Consider the following 18,058-nt stretch of genomic DNA (forward strand, 5'->3'; position numbering starts at 1 on the left):
CAATTAAAATATATTTTAAATTTTCCCTTGCGAGTTAAATCTTACAGTCCATTATCACGGAATACGTTATATGTCTACGAACTAGACTAACTGATAGATTACTATTTATAACTCTATTTTTATCCTTAATTCAAACTGACGTAAAAATGGTAAATAAATTGTTTTAATTTTGCTTTAAATATTGTTGCATGCTGCCAATGACGCACATGGAGAGATTACCATAATTAACACACTTCCAATCTATCATCACCTAATATTAACATTGGCAACAACCATTATTTCTTCGATAAAATACAGCAACCGATAAACCTTCAATGAGATGTTTAATACATTAATTAAGATAATTAACGTTACAATATAGATTATTAGCTCATCCGAAAAATCCCAAATTTCAGGACGGTGATATAAATTGCGGTAATTGCGTAACATTACTTGACCATCATCAATATTACTTACATTTTTCAGTGTATTTTGTACGACATATAAAATGCGCATACAAACACAGATTTTATCCAACAGCCAATCAGGTCGAGTTTCTAGCTAAGGTTTTATTGCGCGCTTTTTTATAACAGAATTTTCGCTGGCGGGATGAGGCATATTATTAACGTTAGAATAAGAACGGCTATAAGCAAGCCAACGCCCGATTTACAGCATTATAAAAAGAGCCAGAATTTTGGTGGCTAAACATTTTCCAACATACCGGTGCAGCAAGCTATGCCTTACCAACAATCCTGTTCATCACACTTTTTCGCTGGGTGTACCAAATACCCAACACTCAAAAATCGACTCCATAAACAGGTACCTACGTTCACCTATGCCACGTTTAATACGTCAAAGGAAAGCAGCACATGGCAAAAAGCAAAACGCCGCCAGACTTACGCTGGAGCTGTAATTTGCCATCTGCACCATTCTCGTTCGCGACCGGCAAAGATGCTACCTAACGATATTTCTTGTTCTGCCTTTGCGAATTTGAACCTACATCATTGCAGATTAACATTTCCACGGTGGGCATTGATATTGGTTTAAAAGATTTGTTCGTCACCAATACCGGGTTAAAACAAAGCAATACCCGCCTTAAAGCTAAATACACGGCACTCATGTCACGACTCCAGCGCCGGTTGAGCCAGAAAGACTAATGATGAAAACACGTTACCAGAACCCGCTTAAAGGTGGTCCATCTCAAGGCGAAAATAGCCAAGTGCTTGATGGATGTTCTACGCAAGAAATCCTGCAACGAAAATCAGGTTGTTTGAGTCAACTCTCTAAAAATGAGGAACACGATACGCAACCCGTCGCTGTCCAGAGCGAGAGCATACGCGGGATGGGGCGAGCTTTAGTATCAGTGCCGATACAAAAACGAATGGGCGGGATATTCAGTTGCAGCCATAGAGCAATTTCCCCGTCCTCAAAACGCTCTAGTTACTGGTATATCCACTGCAAAACAAAGCCTCCTGGCGTGTGTAAATGGCACTGTCCGGAATGTGAGACAAACCACGAATGCGGCACGGAATATCAAAGTTGCCGGGCTAGCAGTGTTAGTCCATAGAGAGCCTGTAATCTATTAATAGTATTGTTGCTATTTATATTCAGCTCAGTGAAGTGGGGATCCTCATCGTTTACGGCGGCGAGCAATCATTTTTTTCGAATATTAAAGATGAGGCGGGCAAAAATTGAGCAAAAAAATCGAGTTTGTTAACACGTTACGAGGCGTTGCCAGCATGGTTGTTATGCTGGCTCATTATATAATATCATTTAATGCATTTTCTGGAGGTTATGGTGGCCTGCCAAAAATAGAAGGCGGTGTGTTTGATTTTGCTTCTGGTCTGTTAGGTTTTGGAATGCCAGGTTTCAGTTACGGAGCATTTGGTGTAGCTCTGTTTTTTTTAGTAAGCGGTTTTGTTATACCATTATCCCTAACAAAATTAACCACTCAGCGATATGGAATACTTGCCTTCATAGTTTCCAGGGTTTTAAGAATATGGCCAGTATATATAATCGGTTTTACTATATCATTACTGTTCAGGTGGCTGTCATTTCATGGTTCAGAATTAAAAGATGCCTACAACATACATGATGTCATTTATCATTTGACTCTTTTCAGGGATTGGATTGGCGGAATGCCTTTAGATGGAGTAGGCTGGACGCTTGAAATTGAGATTAAGTTCTATCTTCTTTCTGCTGTATTCGCCTATGCAACGGTTAAAGGAAAACAATATCTAACAGTCGTCGCTATACTCGGTGCTTTAACTGGTTACTACTATGGCGTACAAACCCCAATATATTTCATGTTCCCTCACAGCATTTTATATTGTTTCCAGTTCATACTTTTTATGACAATAGGAACTAATTTATACTTATTATATTCAGGCGCAATAAGCAAGAACAAAGCTATAATGTGGATCTGGTTATCACTAGCTTCATTTATATACATTTGCCCTTCTGACGCAAAATTAGGATATCTAATCGCATTCTTAGTATTTGTGTCATGCTATATTGGAAGAGATAACTTCACTGGTAGTATAGTGACATCATTTTTTGCTAAAATAAGCTATCCAATGTATGTGGTTCACGCACTTTTTGGATACGTGACAATGTGGTATATGATTAATGCAGGATTAAACGAATATATTGCTTTATTAATTCAAATAACTCTTACTATATCATTGTCTTATTTTATTCATCTGTATTTTGAGATACCATCTCAGAATTATGGGAAAATAGCATCAGACTTCATAACTGGAAAGAAAAAGACAGTAGAATCTGGAGTGACAGTTTAGTGGTATTTCTGTGCCAAATTTTCTGTTTTTTTAGAAATATCCTTCTGATAGATAACCATATATACCTGGCTCGCCAGCTATGTTACATGTCCAAACCTTTGGCTGGCCTGACGCAGGGTTACTATTTATGCCCACTCACCAACATCCTAAAATTCAGTGTTTGGAGCGGATGAATATGGAACACAACTTTCTGATGTAGAAGAGTATTATTCATTCATTTGTGCAAGCCAGAGAATACAGTACGAGTTTCGTGTCAGTTTCATCGTGGTCATAGCTCCGACATTATCCATAGACTGGAAACACACACCGATGTCTTCAGACTGAAGCGAGTGGTCACTTGGCTTGAACATTGCAATCGATGAAGATTTGATCTCAGCTGCCGGATAAAAAACTTACGCCTGCAGTAATTAGCATGGTATTTTATGCTAAAGATAATCCTCCGAACCTTTACCGTAAATACTTCAGAATCTCAAATCTTTTTAATGCCATCACCAATATCGGCAAAAAAGTGAAATAGAATGAATAGATATAAATACATATAAACAAAAGCCCCCTGTAAAACAGAGGGCTAATGATGAAATTAAATAATTGTATGATTAGCTACGAACTAGCAGTTAATCACTCCCACTCAATAGTCGCTGGCGGCTTGCCGCTGATGTCATACACCACGCGGGAAATACCGTTCACTTCATTGATAATACGGTTGGAAACGCGGCCGAGGAAGTCATACGGCAGGTGCGCCCAGTGTGCGGTCATGAAGTCGATGGTTTCGACAGCACGCAGAGAGACAACCCAGTCGTATTTACGACCATCGCCCATTACGCCAACAGAACGTACCGGCAGGAAGACAGTGAACGCCTGGCTGACTTTGTCGTACAAATCCGCTTTACGCAGCTCTTCAATGAAGATGGCATCAGCACGGCGCAGCAAGTCACAGTACTCTTTCTTCACTTCGCCCAGTACACGAACGCCGAGGCCCGGTCCCGGGAACGGGTGACGGTACAGCATGTCGTACGGTAGGCCCAGCTCCAGACCAATCTTACGCACTTCGTCTTTGAACAGCTCTTTCAGCGGTTCTACCAGGCCCATCTTCATCTCTTTCGGCAGGCCGCCCACGTTATGGTGAGATTTGATGACGTGTGCTTTACCGGTTGCAGAAGCAGCTGATTCGATAACGTCAGGGTAGATGGTGCCCTGTGCCAGCCACTTCACGTCTTCCAGTTTCAGCGCTTCTTCGTCGAATACTTCTACGAAGACGCGACCGATGATTTTACGTTTTGCTTCAGGATCGTTTTCACCAGCCAGTGCTGACAGAAAGCGATCTTCTGCCGGTACGTGAACAATGTTCAGGCCAAAGTGATCGCCAAACATATCCAGAACCTGCTCTGCTTCGTTGAGACGCAGCAGGCCATTGTCGACGAATACGCAGGTCAGGTTTTTGCCGATAGCGCGGTGCAGCAGCATTGCGGTTACGGAAGAATCCACGCCACCAGAGAGGCCGAGAATTACTTTATCATCGCCTACCTGCTCGCGAATGCGGGCTACAGCGTCGTCGATAATTTTTGCCGGCGTCCACAGAGCTTCACACTGGCAGATATCCAGTACAAAACGCTCCAGCATACGCATGCCCTGGCGGGTGTGGGTGACTTCCGGGTGGAACTGCACGCCGTAGAAGCGTTTTTCTTCGTTGGCCATAATGGCAAACGGGCAGTTTTCGGTGCTGGCAACAGTGATGAAGTCGGACGGGATAGCAGTAACTTTATCGCCGTGGCTCATCCAGACGTCGAGCAGCGGTTTACCGTCTGCGGTCAGAGCATCTTCGATACCGCGAACCAGGGCGCTGTCGTTAACAACTTCAACCTGCGCATAACCAAATTCACGTTCGTTGGAGGCTTCAACGTGACCGCCCAACTGCATCGCCATGGTCTGCATGCCATAGCAAACGCCGAATACCGGTACGCCTGCTTCAAAAACATACTGCGGCGCGCGCGGGCTATTTTCTTCAGTAGTACTTTCCGGGCCGCCGGAAAGAATAATGCCGCTTGGGTTGAAGTCACGAATTTGTGCTTCTGTCACATCCCACGCCCACAGTTCACAATAGACGCCCAACTCACGCACGCGGCGCGCAACCAGTTGAGTGTACTGAGAACCGAAGTCCAGAATGAGGATGCGATGCTTATGAATGTTTTCCGTCATTGACGCTTATTCCGAGGCAAGTGAAACAGATAATATAAATCGCCCGACATGAAGTCGGGCGAAGAAAATCAGGAGCCCAGACGGTAGTTCGGGGACTCTTTGGTGATGGTCACGTCGTGAACGTGGCTTTCCTGAATGCCCGCACCGCTGATACGTACAAACTCCGCTTTAGTACGCAGTTCGTCGATAGTACCACAGCCGGTCAGGCCCATACAGGAGCGCAGGCCGCCCATCTGCTGGTGAATGATCTCTTTCAGGCGACCTTTGTAGGCTACGCGGCCTTCGATACCTTCCGGCACCAGTTTGTCGGCAGCGTTGTCGCTCTGGAAGTAACGGTCAGAAGAGCCTTTAGACATCGCGCCCAGGGAACCCATCCCACGGTAAGATTTGTAAGAACGGCCCTGGTAGAGTTCGATTTCACCCGGGGATTCTTCAGTACCCGCCAGCATGGAGCCGACCATCACCGCGCTTGCGCCAGCGGCGATAGCTTTGGCGATATCGCCAGAGAAACGGATACCACCGTCAGCGATAACCGGAATGCCGGTGCCTTCCAGGGCTTCTACTGCGTCAGCAACGGCGGTGATCTGCGGAACACCTACGCCAGTCACGATACGAGTCGTACAGATAGAGCCAGGGCCGATACCGACTTTAACCGCGCTGCAACCGGCTTCTGCCAGAGCGCGTGCACCCGCGGCTGTTGCCACGTTGCCGCCGATGATTTGCAGATCCGGATATTTAGCACGGGTTTCACGAATACGTTGTAGAACGCCTTCAGAATGACCGTGAGAGGAGTCGATCAGCAGAACGTCAACGCCTGCGGCAACCAGCGCATCAACACGTTCTTCGTTACCAGCACCCGCACCAACCGCTGCGCCAACACGCAGACGACCTTGTTCGTCTTTACAGGCGTTTGGTTTACGTTCTGCTTTCTGGAAGTCTTTCACGGTGATCATGCCGATCAGGTGGAATTCGTCATCAACCACCAGCGCTTTTTCAACGCGTTTTTCGTGCATTTTTGCCAGCACCACTTCACGGGCTTCGCCTTCACGCACGGTGACCAGACGCTCTTTCGGTGTCATGTAAACGCTAACCGGCTGGCTCAGGTCGGTCACAAAACGCACGTCACGACCAGTGATGATGCCGACCAGTTCGTTTTCTTCGGTAACGACCGGATAGCCCGCAAAGCCGTTACGTTCCGTCAATTCTTTCACTTCGCGCAGCGTCGTGGTTGGCAGAACAGTCTGCGGGTCAGTCACCACGCCAGATTCGTGTTTTTTCACACGGCGAACTTCTTCAGCCTGGCGTTCAATGGACATGTTTTTGTGGATAAAGCCGATACCGCCTTCCTGAGCCAGAGCAATAGCCAGGCGCGCTTCCGTTACGGTATCCATTGCTGCGGAAAGCATAGGGATATTCAGACGAATAGTTTTCGTCAGCTGGGTGCTGAGGTCAGCAGTATTCGGCAGAACGGTAGAATGAGCAGGAACGAGGAGAACGTCGTCAAACGTCAGAGCTTCTTTAGCGATACGTAGCATGGGCAATATCTCGACCAGAGTGGTTAATAAATATTGCCGCGGCATTATACAGAGCGTAACCGATTGCATCTACCCCTTTTTGCAAATAATGCTTGCGCTCCCCGGCCAGCACGTTACTATCGATTGAATAACCTGCTGATTTAGAATTTGATCTCGCTCACATGTTACCATCTCAATCCCCCGCAATTTTTACGGTTAGTCGCCTGAATCAGACCGTCCGTTTGCTGCTTGAGCAGGAGATGGGGCAAGTGTGGATCAGCGGCGAAATCTCTAACTTTAGCCAGCCATCTTCCGGGCACTGGTACTTTACGCTTAAAGACGACACCGCCCAGGTGCGCTGCGCGATGTTCCGCAACAGCAACCGCCGGGTCACCTTCCGCCCACAGCATGGGCAACAGGTTTTAGTTCGCGCCAATATTACGCTCTACGAGCCGCGCGGCGACTATCAGATTATCGTCGAAAGTATGCAGCCAGCCGGCGAAGGCTTGCTGCAACAGAAGTACGAACAGCTCAAAGCGAAGTTGCAGGCGGAAGGGCTATTCGACCAGCAATTCAAAAAATCGCTCCCCTCCCCCGCGTACTGTGTAGGTGTAATCACCTCGAAAACCGGTGCCGCGCTGCATGATATTTTGCATGTGTTAAAGCGTCGCGATCCGTCTTTGCCAGTGATTATCTATCCCACAGCCGTTCAGGGCGATGACGCGCCAGGGCAAATCGTTCGCGCCATTGAACTTGCGAATCAGCGCAACGAGTGCGACGTGTTAATCGTCGGGCGCGGCGGCGGTTCGCTGGAAGATTTGTGGAGTTTTAACGACGAACGCGTGGCGCGGGCGATTTTTGCCAGCCGTATTCCGGTGGTCAGCGCTGTCGGGCATGAAACCGATGTCACCATCGCCGATTTTGTCGCTGACCTGCGCGCACCGACACCGTCGGCTGCCGCCGAAGTGGTGAGCCGTAATCAACAAGAGTTACTGCGCCAGGTGCAATCGGCCCGTCAACGGTTGGAGATGGCGATGGATTATTATCTCGCCAACCGCACGCGTCGCTTTACGCAGATTTATCACCGATTACAGCAGCAGCATCCACAGCTCCGGCTGGCACGCCAGCAAACCATGCTAGAGCGTCTGCAAAAACGAATGAGCTTTGCGCTGGAAAATCAGCTTAAGCGTGCCGGGCAACAGCAGCAGCGATTAACACAGCGGCTGAATCAGCAAAACCCACAACCGAAGATTCATCGCGCACAAACGCGCATTCAGCAATTGGAATATCGTCTGGCAGAAACCCTGCGAGCACAGCTTAGCGCCACGCGTGAACGTTTCGGTAATGCAGTAACGCACCTGGAAGCAGTTAGCCCTCTTTCGACGCTGGCGCGTGGTTATAGTGTCACCAGTACAACCGATGGCACAGTGTTGAAGCAGGTTAAGCAGGTGAAAGCGGGCGATTCGCTGACCACGCGGTTAGGTGATGGCGTGGTGATTAGTGAAGTCAGCGCCGTAACGAAAACCCGCAAACCGCGCAAAAAAGCCGCTAACACGTAGGCCGGAAAAGAGGCGCCAGCATCGCATTAGGCAATAGCGCCCAGGCTACGCCAAATGCGCTCCCCTCGTCACTGGAAACAAGTAACCAGACCAGGTTTATTGGCTAACGTGATACTACAATCCTCTGTGCCAGTGCTCTCGTCCATCCCACACCGTTGAGAGGACAAGTAAGGGAAACTTGGCGAAGCTGGCCATCCCAGCGAATTAAACACAGCATACAATGTCTCTAACTCATTGTATGTCGGCGCATTTTCTATATTTCCACACTGCTTCGAGATATCCCATTTGCTGGCATCAGTAATATGCGCAGAAGCCCAGTTTTCGTAGTTAATAATCGGTGAGGATACGGGATTGGCCCCGGACGGTAATTCAGTTGTCAGTATCGGTCGATGTAATGTTTTTCCATTCACCACTGCCGTGTCTGCCATATGCCCCCAGAAGTGAGCAGAAGATACATTTGGGCTGGTCAATACGGTGAAAATAGTGTCCATCATTGCAGTCACTGTTGGGTATTTATCCAGCGTTACCGTCAGCGGCGTTTTATAACCCGGCGTATTGTCCTGACGAACAGTAAAGTTTGCCGTGCCGTCTGCCCCCGTCACGCCACTGATCTCGTTCCCACTAACCGCCAATAGGGTAGCCGCCCCCGATGATGGCTGGATGGTAATATCATCCATAGCCGCCACATCGCCATATAGCGTCGCCCCACTATTACGCGGAGAGGCATCACCACGTCGCAGAGTAAACGCCACATTTGGCACAGGTTTCCCGGCGCTGTCTTTCACCGTCACGGTGACTGGCATTGCCTCGCCCTTCTTCACTTTCGCCGCCTGAGCGGTGGAGTCAAATGCCGTTGACGTCAGGGTGACGGTAGAAACCGTTGAGTGAGGGTGCACCAGGCACGCCTGGAAGGCGCGGCTTTTAGATACAGTAACAATTTGACCTGTATTGAAGTCAAATGATTCACAAGAATTCGCGCCCGCAGGACAATCTGCATTTGTCCACCACACATAGCTATTCTGTTTCACCGGCCAGCCAATCTCATTGACGATAGAGCCATTCGGATAGCGGTTGTATAAAGATTGAAGCTCATCCAACGATGGATATCGTGCGGTTTCACAAGGGGTAAGCTCCGGCAAATATCGCTGGGTAATATATGGCGCAGGCCAGCTTTCATTATTTATATTCACTTTAGTGAGCGAATAACCGCCACCGCTGGTTGCCCCCATTTCGGCCCACAGTTTCATCCGCTCAAACTGCGTTCCGTCTGCTGAGCTTACCGTTTCTGGCATATGTCCCCAGAAGTTGGCTTTTGACGTATCCGGGCTTGTTACTACGGTATACATCAGGTCGAGATCTGACTTCACCGCTGTTTTGCGCGCAAGCGTCGCCGTAAACGGTGTTACCAGCCCCCAGGTGTTATCCTGCGTAGCGGTTAACGTGATGATGCCATTACCGTCCGTAACCCCGTTCCAACTGGCGTTATCTGCCGCAAAGTTGTAATTGGCTTGCGCAACCGGCGTCAGGAACTGTAGCAGCAGATCATCTGCTGTCGAGCTTTTGAAATCACTCGGCGTGCGCACTTGTGCTGTCGCACGCGACAACGTGACGCTTTCATAGGCGGCAGGTCTGCCCGCATCATCCGTGACCTTGATGGTTAACGGTATTGATTCGCCCTTCTTCGCCCATGCGGTCGGACGGTTGTCGTTGATGCCTGTTTTGTCCGCATTCAGCAACGTAGAGGTCAACTCAATCTTCGTTGCCTCAGTGTGCGGGTCAACCAGGCAGAGCATTAAATTGCCCGCCGTCGATGTGGTACTTTCGTTGCGGATAGCACCGTCCATCAGATTAAGCACCTGGTTATACCATGTTGAACTTGAAACAGTTTGATCGTACGCCCACCAGTAATTACCTGCGTTAAGAGGCAGCCCCAAATCAGTTTCCAGCGCACCATTTGGATGGTCGTTGTAAAGCCCCATTAGCTCGCTACTGAAGGGTTGATAAGGCGAAGTGCAGCCTGAGATCGAACTGTTCGCTTTGTTCGTTGCATCTGGTCGCGCCCAGTCTTCATTGTTGATGTTAAAGGACGCGGTCCCGGACAACTCGGCCTTCAACTGTGGTCGCCTGAACTTGACGCCCGCGCTGCTGGTAAAGGTTTCCGGCATATGGCCCCAGAAATTAGCTAACGGCGTATCCGGGCTGGTAATGGTGGTAAAAATCGCACTCAACTCAGTTGAGGTTCTTCCACTGCCGTCATCAATGGTCGCCGTCAATGGAATACGCCCGCCAATCCCCTGATAATTTTGATAAATGGTAAACGTTAACGTGCCGTCAGGCCCGGTCATGCTGTAGAACTTCTGACCATCATTAAAATAACCGTTGGAGTTATTGTAGCTATCCCGAACATAAATGAGTTTTGTCTGATTGGTGATCTTCTGTGTATTAGCCGTACTCTTCGTACGCGGTACTGTGGTGCCGTGGTTTAACGTAAACGGCACATACCCCATCGGATTGCCCGCAGCATCTTTCGTGGTCACCGTCAGGGTGATGGTATCTCCGGTATCGCTGTAATCGGTTCGTACTTTCACCGCATCAACATTGTCATATTTCGCGGTTTGCGTTGATGTCAGCTCAATCGAGTTCACCGGCGGATTCGCGGTAGTCTGACAGGTTAAATACCCCAGGTCTGCCGATGCAAGGCTTTTGCTGGTGCCTTTGCTAATATCCACGGACATATATTTACGATCACTGATACTGTTTTTATCCGGGGTGCTGGAGTCGTATGTTTTTTGCACTGGCCAGCCATCAATGGCATGGCCCTGCCAACTGCTGGAAAGGGCGACCAGCGCATCCTGAGTAGGGATGTATTCCGCACCGCAGCCATTCTTACTGGCATCACCTGCTTGTGCCGAGGTAAACAGTGCCCACGTTTCGTTATCCTCGTCCTGGGACTTACGCTTGTTGGTCACCGCAAGCTCGGCAAACAGTAATGGACGCTTAAAGGTCAGCCCGCCCGCAGTCAGTGTTTCCGGCATGTGACCCCACATCTTCGCCTTGTCAGTATCCGGGCTGGTGGGTACAGTAAAAATGGTGTCCATCGATGCATTTATCGTTGGATCAGAATAGAGCGCTGCAGTGAGCGCTGTTTTAGTGCCATGGGTATCCGGACGAGTGATGGTCAGAATTTTGCTGCCATCAGCGTCTGTTAACGCGGCGTATGCGGTGGCAGAGTCATTCAGTGACGCTTCATCAGACATACCTGCATCAACCACTACTGGTGAGACAATATTGTCACTACCGGCGACATGTTTTTCATTATTTCGGGTATAACCATCGCCACGCTTAAGGGTAAACGGCATTGCCGGCATTGGGTTACCCGCAGCGTCTTTCACCGTGACTTTCACTCGTAACGTTTCGCCTTTTTTCAGTTTTGCCGCATTAAGCGCGCTATTCCACTGTGCCTGATCCACGACCTCCAGCGTAATGGTGCTGGCTGCTGGGTTGGCGTCCCTCAGGCAACTCATATATACCCGATCATTGCCTGTATTCTGAACATTGCCATTATTCAGCCAAACTGAGGCAAGGTGCGGGACTCTATCAATCGGTGTGCTGCTCCAGTACTCTTTAAATACCGTAGGCCAGCCGTGATTGGTTAGGATCCTGTTATTACTGTTCGCATTGTACAACGCAGTCAGTTGTGTTTGACGCGGTACTTTCCGGGTTTCACACCCGCCCGCCGACGTGTTTTCGATATCGGCCTGTGCGACGATCACCCATTTTTCGTTATTTTCCTCACGCGAGTCTTTGCCATTACTCACTTCCAACAATAATTTCGGGCGATTAAAGGTCGTGGAGTCAACGGTTATCGTGTCGTCCATGTGCCCCCACATTCTCGCTCCCATCACATCCGGGCTGGTGGGAACGGTAAAGATCACATAATAGTTAATAGTGTTCGGCAAAACTGAATTAGGAGGCGTGACAACAAGTCGCGTTCTTAAGCCAACGCCTTGTGGCTGCTCAACAACTACGGTTGCCTGCCCCTGTGCGTCTGTAATACCGGAGTAAACCATTGAGGATTGTGAGGTACCGTACTGCGTCCCATTCAGGGTTATTGCGCCGTTACTGGGATCGGTAAACCCGGTTGCGCTTTCTTCACGGTCAAGACTGATATCTTTGGTAATAGTAAAAGCCGTGAACGGTACCCGCTCGCCATTCAGGGCATTAACCGTGCGCACCGTCATGGTGATTTGTTCACCGACTTTCGCCCGTGCCAGGCTGCCCGAGGTAGTATCACGATCGGTTGTCACTTCAACCTTCGCCACCATCTCATTACCAGAGCACGAGAGATAGTTTTGTTTAAAACCGCTATAACTGTCGACGTTCCCTGTTCCGAGGTTTACCGATGAATGTGTTGTCTGCTCCGCGGCAGTTAAATAGTCCTTTACTGCGGTTGGCCAGCCATACTCAGTCCCGATGATATTGCCAGGGTAAGCCGAATACAGACTTTCCAGTGAGATCTCACGCGGTATATGCCCCGTGCCGCATTCTTCCTGCATACTGGTATTTTGATCGAATAACGCCCAGTCTTCGTTATTTTCCCGTACTGTGCCTATTTCATGCGTGGTTTCAGCCGCCAGCAGCGGTCGTTTATATAAACTGCCAGCATCAATAATGCCGTGCATGTGGCCCCACATCCGCGCATATTCGCTGTCCGGACTGGTCACCACCGTAAAGACCACATCTTTGGCATCTTCCGCATTGAAATTACTGCGCATTTTCGCCGTAATATGCGTTTTAACGCCTGCGCCTTCAGGCTGCGTCAGCAGCAGAGTTGCCTGACCATTGACGTCGGTCATTCCCTCATAATTATGATCATCTACCTTTTGCAGGTTGGTGCCGCCGGAAATTTGTACCGGATGCGCTTCCCACGCCGGGTCGGTTTGATTTTTGCGGTTAACGCCGTCATCGAGATGCAGCGAGAAGTAGTAATAAGCCAGCGGCTGATTGTTATTTTTTTTATCGGTAATGGACAGGCGCATCGTAGTGCTGTCACCGACCTCTGCCTTCGCGGCATTTATACTTTCATCAAAGTTACTGGGCGTGAGCACCAACTCTGGCTCAACATCGGGTTCTGCTTTATCCACACAGCTCACGATATACTTTGTACTGTCTGGTTTTTGCGCTTCGCTGCGGTTAGACACATCAGCCGCGTGGTGCTGCCCGGTACTTCCTGCCAGAGATGACCAGTAATAATCACCCTGCATCGGCCAACCGGCGGTCTCCTGAATAGAGTTAGGGATCACCGTAGCCAGCGCGCCAAACTGGCGCATGCCTGGCAAAATATCGCAGTGGTTATCTGCGCCACTCCAGGTGAAGGTCGACCAGGTTTCACCGTGATCATTCACGCTGCCATCTTCGTTATCAACTTCCGCCGCCAATTTCGGACGACTAAAGGTGTAATTCATGGCCGTCAGGGTTTCCGCCATATGGCCCCACATATTGGCCTGCGGGGCATCCGGGCTGGTGAGTACAGTAAATATCACCGCCGTTTCACTGGTTTGTGAGATGCCAGAAAGGCTGACCACCAGCGGCGTTTTGACACCAGGACCATTGGGCTGTATCACCGTGACGGTAGCCGTACCATTAGCATCGGTTGTGCCGTGATACTCTGTTGCTGTGGTGGTGAGTTCGGTGGTGCCAAGTTTGACAGGTGAGGTGTTATTGACCACGCCCTGGCGGTTTTCAGCATCTTTTCGTTTGATAACAAAAGGGATATTGCCCGCAATATTACCTTCACAATCTTTGGTGGTTACGGTTAAGGTGATTGAACCGTCGACAGTAGTCTTTGCCGCTTGTAACGTATCGTCATAGCCACTGGCGCTAATTGTCACCAGGTCTCCCTGGGCGGGAGCAATATTCAGCGTCACTTTATGTTCAGCCAACGGCACCGTCCCCTGATTAGGCACCCCAGTTAACGTGTAGAGGTAGAGTAAAGGTAGCGCTTCCTGCTCATTGATTCGCGGCCACGCCACCAAAGAACGCCCTGCCAGATTCTGCGCGCAGAAAGAGCGGTCCGGGCGTGGTTGTGGGCTGAGCGGCGTATCTGGCGTCGCGGCATCCGCCCACACAAGAGATACAGCAGGAGGCGTCTGGTTTTGCCAGCCTAGCACGGGGGGATTAGAAAAAAGATCGCCTTCAGGATCGTGAGGGTTAACCAGAATCATTCTCGCCGCTGTGTCATCAACACTGAATGCGCTGGGTTTTACAGATGCCTGAATGTCGTAGGTTTTGCTCGGATCAAGCTGAACGCTTCCCTGATAAACGGGTACGCTGGCGCTCTCTGCCCCAGGCACAGTGCCATTGATTGCGTCGGTCGAGATGCCAGTTTGTTGCCACTGGCCACCTTTTAATACTGCCCCAACCTGAAAAGAGAGGAAGAGCAGAAAAACCGCCGTTATTGCTTTTATCAGTTTCAAAGTCCCATCCATGATTGAAACCTGCCCGTTTAAAGTTACTTTTTCACTTCAACCCACTTTGCTTAACGCTGGCTAAGCAAAGTGTGCGGAGAAGCACCATTCCCTTGCTGAAATGACCAGATTGCTGACAAAGTGCGCGTTATTCATGCCGGATGCAGCGTTGATGCCTTATCCGACCTACAAAATTGTGCAAATTCAATACATTGCAGGAACCATGTAGGCCTGATAAGCGAAGCGCATCAGGCAGTTTTGCCTTTGTCATCAATCTGACCATTCCCTTGGGGGAATGGTGCTGGTAAAGATTATTTTCTCTGGTAATCGATGGACAAACCGTAGCCCTGAACACCATCCGCGCCAAGGGTGAGGCCACCTTCGCTGTAGTCGAACGCAGTTTTCGCTTCGGCGTTGGTAACCGGGATAACCAGGTCGCTGTTGTTGTAGCTCGGGTTGACAATCCCGCCGTTGGTATGCAGTTGCAGGCTGGTACCGGTAAAGCGCCAGCGGTAGTTGTAATCGTTGGTAACTTCTTCACCCGTATCGTAGGAGCCGTTGTTGTTTTTATCTTTCCACAGCATGACCTGATAGGTGGTATTGGTTTTGAGTTTGGTTTCTTTGCCCAGCAGGTTTGTGTTAACACCCTGCTCATGAATGACAACTTTAACCGCATCGTCAAATACCGGACCTTCCGGAATATCATCGCTGTCAGAACCACCGCCCGCGTTGGTGGAGAGGTCTAACAGGATCAGTTGTTCTGCAACGTTAGGATCACCGGTCGTGGTGGTCGGGGTAATTTTCAAACCGATGTAGCGATCGGCATCCGCTGCGGCAATGGTATAGGTGTCACTGCCCGTTGTACCGATCTCTTTCGGATCGCCCCCCGCCTGGTTGCTATAGCTCATCCATTGCAACGTCGCTTTGGTTGCAGTGTTGTTGTCGTCAAGGTCGCCCTGGGTATCGCCAATGGCCCAGTTTGCAGTTAACTTGTCACCAATATGAAATTGCTTCTCGCCATCGGTTGAAGCAGAACGTCCGCCACGATCAACGGTAATGGACACATGAGATTTATCAGCATCGGTGATTTCCGTCGCGCTACGAGTGATCCACGGCACTGTACCCTGAATCGTTCCGGTAGTTTCTGTCTCTGATTGCCACTGACCCGCCCTAAGGTTGCCCTGCCCTTCTGCCATAGCAGCAGGCACTGCGCAGTATCCCGCTAAAGCCAGCGCCAGCGCGACTTTAGTCATCGGTCGCTTTAAATAGTGTTTCATTCAACTCTCTCCTTGATTAATTTCCAGCGGCTGGCCGATCGGCCATTACGCCGATCTAGTGCTTGCTGTAAACCACACGTAATCCATACCCCTGCACGCCATCCTCTTTTTGGGCACCAAATTTCTGTACCGCTTCCTCGTTAGTGGCAGGGATGACAATATCTTCATTACTGGTATTCGATTGCGCACCGGTGTAGCCATTGACGCTGTGTCCGGTAAATTCCCACTGGTAGTCGTATTGCGCCATTTCTTCTTCCGTCAGTTTTTCCGACTGCTGGAAAACGCCATCTTTGTTGGCATCACGCCATAAGACAAAACGGTAGGCGTTATCCACCGGCAAATGTTCTTTGTCGTTATCAATAAGGTTGACAGGTTTAGTCGCAGATACACGGTAGATAAAGGCATTAACGTCATTGCCCCCCGCCCCGAGGAAAGTCACATCGACATAGTTACTATCGTCATACGGCGCGGCCTTTGCTTTCCAGCGGAAGGTGCCGGGCAAAGTACTGGAGAGGGTGACGATTCCTTTCTCTTTATCTTGCTTCGCGATAAAGACGCACGGGTTATCGGTCGAGCAGGGTTTATTGGTGAGGGTGACTTTTTTATCCTGAGCATCGTAAAGCTGCGGACTCAGGCCATCTTCCGGCAGCGCATTACCGTTACGGTCAGTGTCATCACCAAAGCTATCGGTAACATCGAGATCCATCACCACGCCATCGACGCCATCCGCCTGAGCGCTGGCTTCATGACTGTGATTGTTTTCATCCGGCACATCCGCAATGTTGTTGACGATCAGTTCAATTTTGCGATCCTGCTGAACGGTGATTTCCACCACGCCGGAGTTTTGCCGGTTGCCTTTTTCATCTTCCAGCGCCAGACGCACGCGCCAGGTATTGAGTTTTTCCTGTTCGGCGGGATCAGAGCTGTACTGCCAGGCTGGCAGCACCAGATTCCAGTGGTTGTTGTTCCCTTCCGTGAGGGTATTTTCTTTGATAACCGGCATCACCAGAGTACGCGCAGCGTTGTTTTTCGCCTGCCAAGAGGCGACGACAATCTTATAGTGATGATTGATTAGCGCATTGATTGTCCACTTACATTTTTCCAGTCCTACCGCAGCTTCGGGGGTATCCTTGATGACACAATCCGGGTGTTCATTGGTGGCGTCAGCCTTCAGCCACAACGTAACGTCGAGAGGATCTTTTTCTTTATATTCCAGAACAATGAAATTATTGCGCTCAACAAAGTCATGGCGGCTGCCCATCAGCGAGTGAGCTGCTTTGACGTTATCGCTATTCAGTTGATCTTTTAGCGGAACACCGAACTGATAGTTAATCGTGGCGTTAACGCTAAGATCACTGTTATCTCCGGTACCTGCTTTATAATCCGTCCCGACAGTCAGTAACGGAACGGGTTGATAGTTCACGCCAAGCGTCACTGCATAGGGATCTTTTTCTAAATTATCGGTGCCGAAGAGCGCCACTTCGTCACCATAATATTGCTCGAAAACAATTTTGCTCCCCAACTGAGGATAAGAAGGAAGCCAGGCTTCCGCCCGGACATCCCAGCCACGTGCGGGGCGTTCTAAATAGAAATCAAAATCTTTTGAATCTTTCCACTCTGAAAGCGGATGATAATAGTTACCAGAAAATTTTAAATAATCCGTCCAGGCTTCTGTTCCTAAACCTAAACGGCGATGTCCGCGGGTGAAATCATAATCATAAAATATATTCCCCCCCAGAAGCCATTTATCAAAATTATGTCTTACACCTAAACCTATATTACCTATCGTGCGTTCTTCTTTTCGTTGCGCAGAAAACTGACTGAAATAGACTGTGCTCTGATTGTCATACCAGGGGACAAAATAGTCGATTGAACTGCCGTCCAGATCGCCACCCTGACCGATGGAAAGGTTAGAGCGAACTTTACCATAAGGAGAAAGCGCACCTTCGATATAAGACTGTGCAGATGATGTGATTTGCCCTTGCAGATAGCTTCTCGCCTGGGATTCAAGAGCTTCTGGAGTCAGGTTCTCGAAGCCCTGCTGGGCGGACTCGGTAACGTAATTGACACCACGTTCCTTGAAAGATTTGCCTTTGTTACTTTGTTCTTCTTGTTGAGCCGTTTCGCTTGCCAGATCAGGTAATGAAGATTCGCTTTGCTTAATATTTATCTCCGGTGCCGCATAAGCAGCACCAGAAATAACGATTAGCGTTATATAGCGAATCCATCGCAGCATCTTTTTCCCTGTGAAAATTTAATTCTGAAATA

Annotated in this window: 7 protein-coding genes; 2 read left to right on the top strand and 5 right to left on the bottom strand. The window is 49.2% G+C overall.

From position 1 onward, the window contains the following. Nucleotides 1-1,670 precede the first annotated feature (1,670 nt). Nucleotides 1,671-2,777, top strand: coding sequence for an acyltransferase (locus D9742_RS19140; protein WP_276319725.1), 1,107 nt, complete (start codon nucleotides 1,671-1,673; stop codon nucleotides 2,775-2,777). A 618-nt stretch (nucleotides 2,778-3,395) separates the two neighbouring features. Here the strand turns inward: D9742_RS19140 and guaA are convergent. Both guaA and guaB read right to left on the bottom strand, forming a co-directional pair. Next, nucleotides 3,396-4,973 carry a glutamine-hydrolyzing GMP synthase gene (gene guaA, locus D9742_RS19145; RefSeq protein WP_064526237.1) on the bottom strand — a complete coding sequence of 526 codons (1,578 nt, stop codon included), beginning with the start codon at nucleotides 4,971-4,973 and terminating at the stop codon, nucleotides 3,396-3,398. A gap of 68 nt (nucleotides 4,974-5,041) precedes the next feature. After that, a complete protein-coding gene (gene guaB, locus D9742_RS19150; protein WP_001296289.1) occupies nucleotides 5,042-6,508 on the bottom strand; it encodes an IMP dehydrogenase in 1,467 nt (488 codons plus the stop codon). A 161-nt stretch (nucleotides 6,509-6,669) separates the two neighbouring features. Between guaB and xseA the strand changes: the two genes are divergently transcribed. Beyond that, entirely contained in the window at nucleotides 6,670-8,046 is a 1,377-nt protein-coding gene (xseA, locus tag D9742_RS19155; protein WP_130237909.1) for an exodeoxyribonuclease VII large subunit, read from the top strand. 68 nt (nucleotides 8,047-8,114) lie between these two features. Here the strand turns inward: xseA and D9742_RS19160 are convergent, their stop codons facing one another. From D9742_RS19160 to sinH, 3 genes are all read right to left on the bottom strand, one after another. After that, entirely contained in the window at nucleotides 8,115-14,534 is a 6,420-nt protein-coding gene (locus D9742_RS19160) for a DUF823 domain-containing adhesin (RefSeq protein WP_130237910.1), read from the bottom strand. Between the two features lie 290 nt (nucleotides 14,535-14,824). Beyond that, nucleotides 14,825-15,790, bottom strand: a complete 966-nt coding sequence (locus D9742_RS19165) for a SinI family autotransporter-associated protein (RefSeq protein WP_130237911.1) — start codon at nucleotides 15,788-15,790, stop codon at nucleotides 14,825-14,827. 55 nt (nucleotides 15,791-15,845) lie between these two features. After that, nucleotides 15,846-18,026: an intimin-like inverse autotransporter SinH gene (gene sinH / locus D9742_RS19170; protein WP_130237912.1), complete on the bottom strand. Its 2,181-nt coding sequence runs from the start codon at nucleotides 18,024-18,026 to the stop codon at nucleotides 15,846-15,848. Nucleotides 18,027-18,058 lie beyond the last annotated feature (32 nt).

It is taken from the genome of Escherichia sp. E1V33, from assembly GCF_004211955.1.
Taxonomy (GTDB): domain Bacteria; phylum Pseudomonadota; class Gammaproteobacteria; order Enterobacterales; family Enterobacteriaceae; genus Escherichia.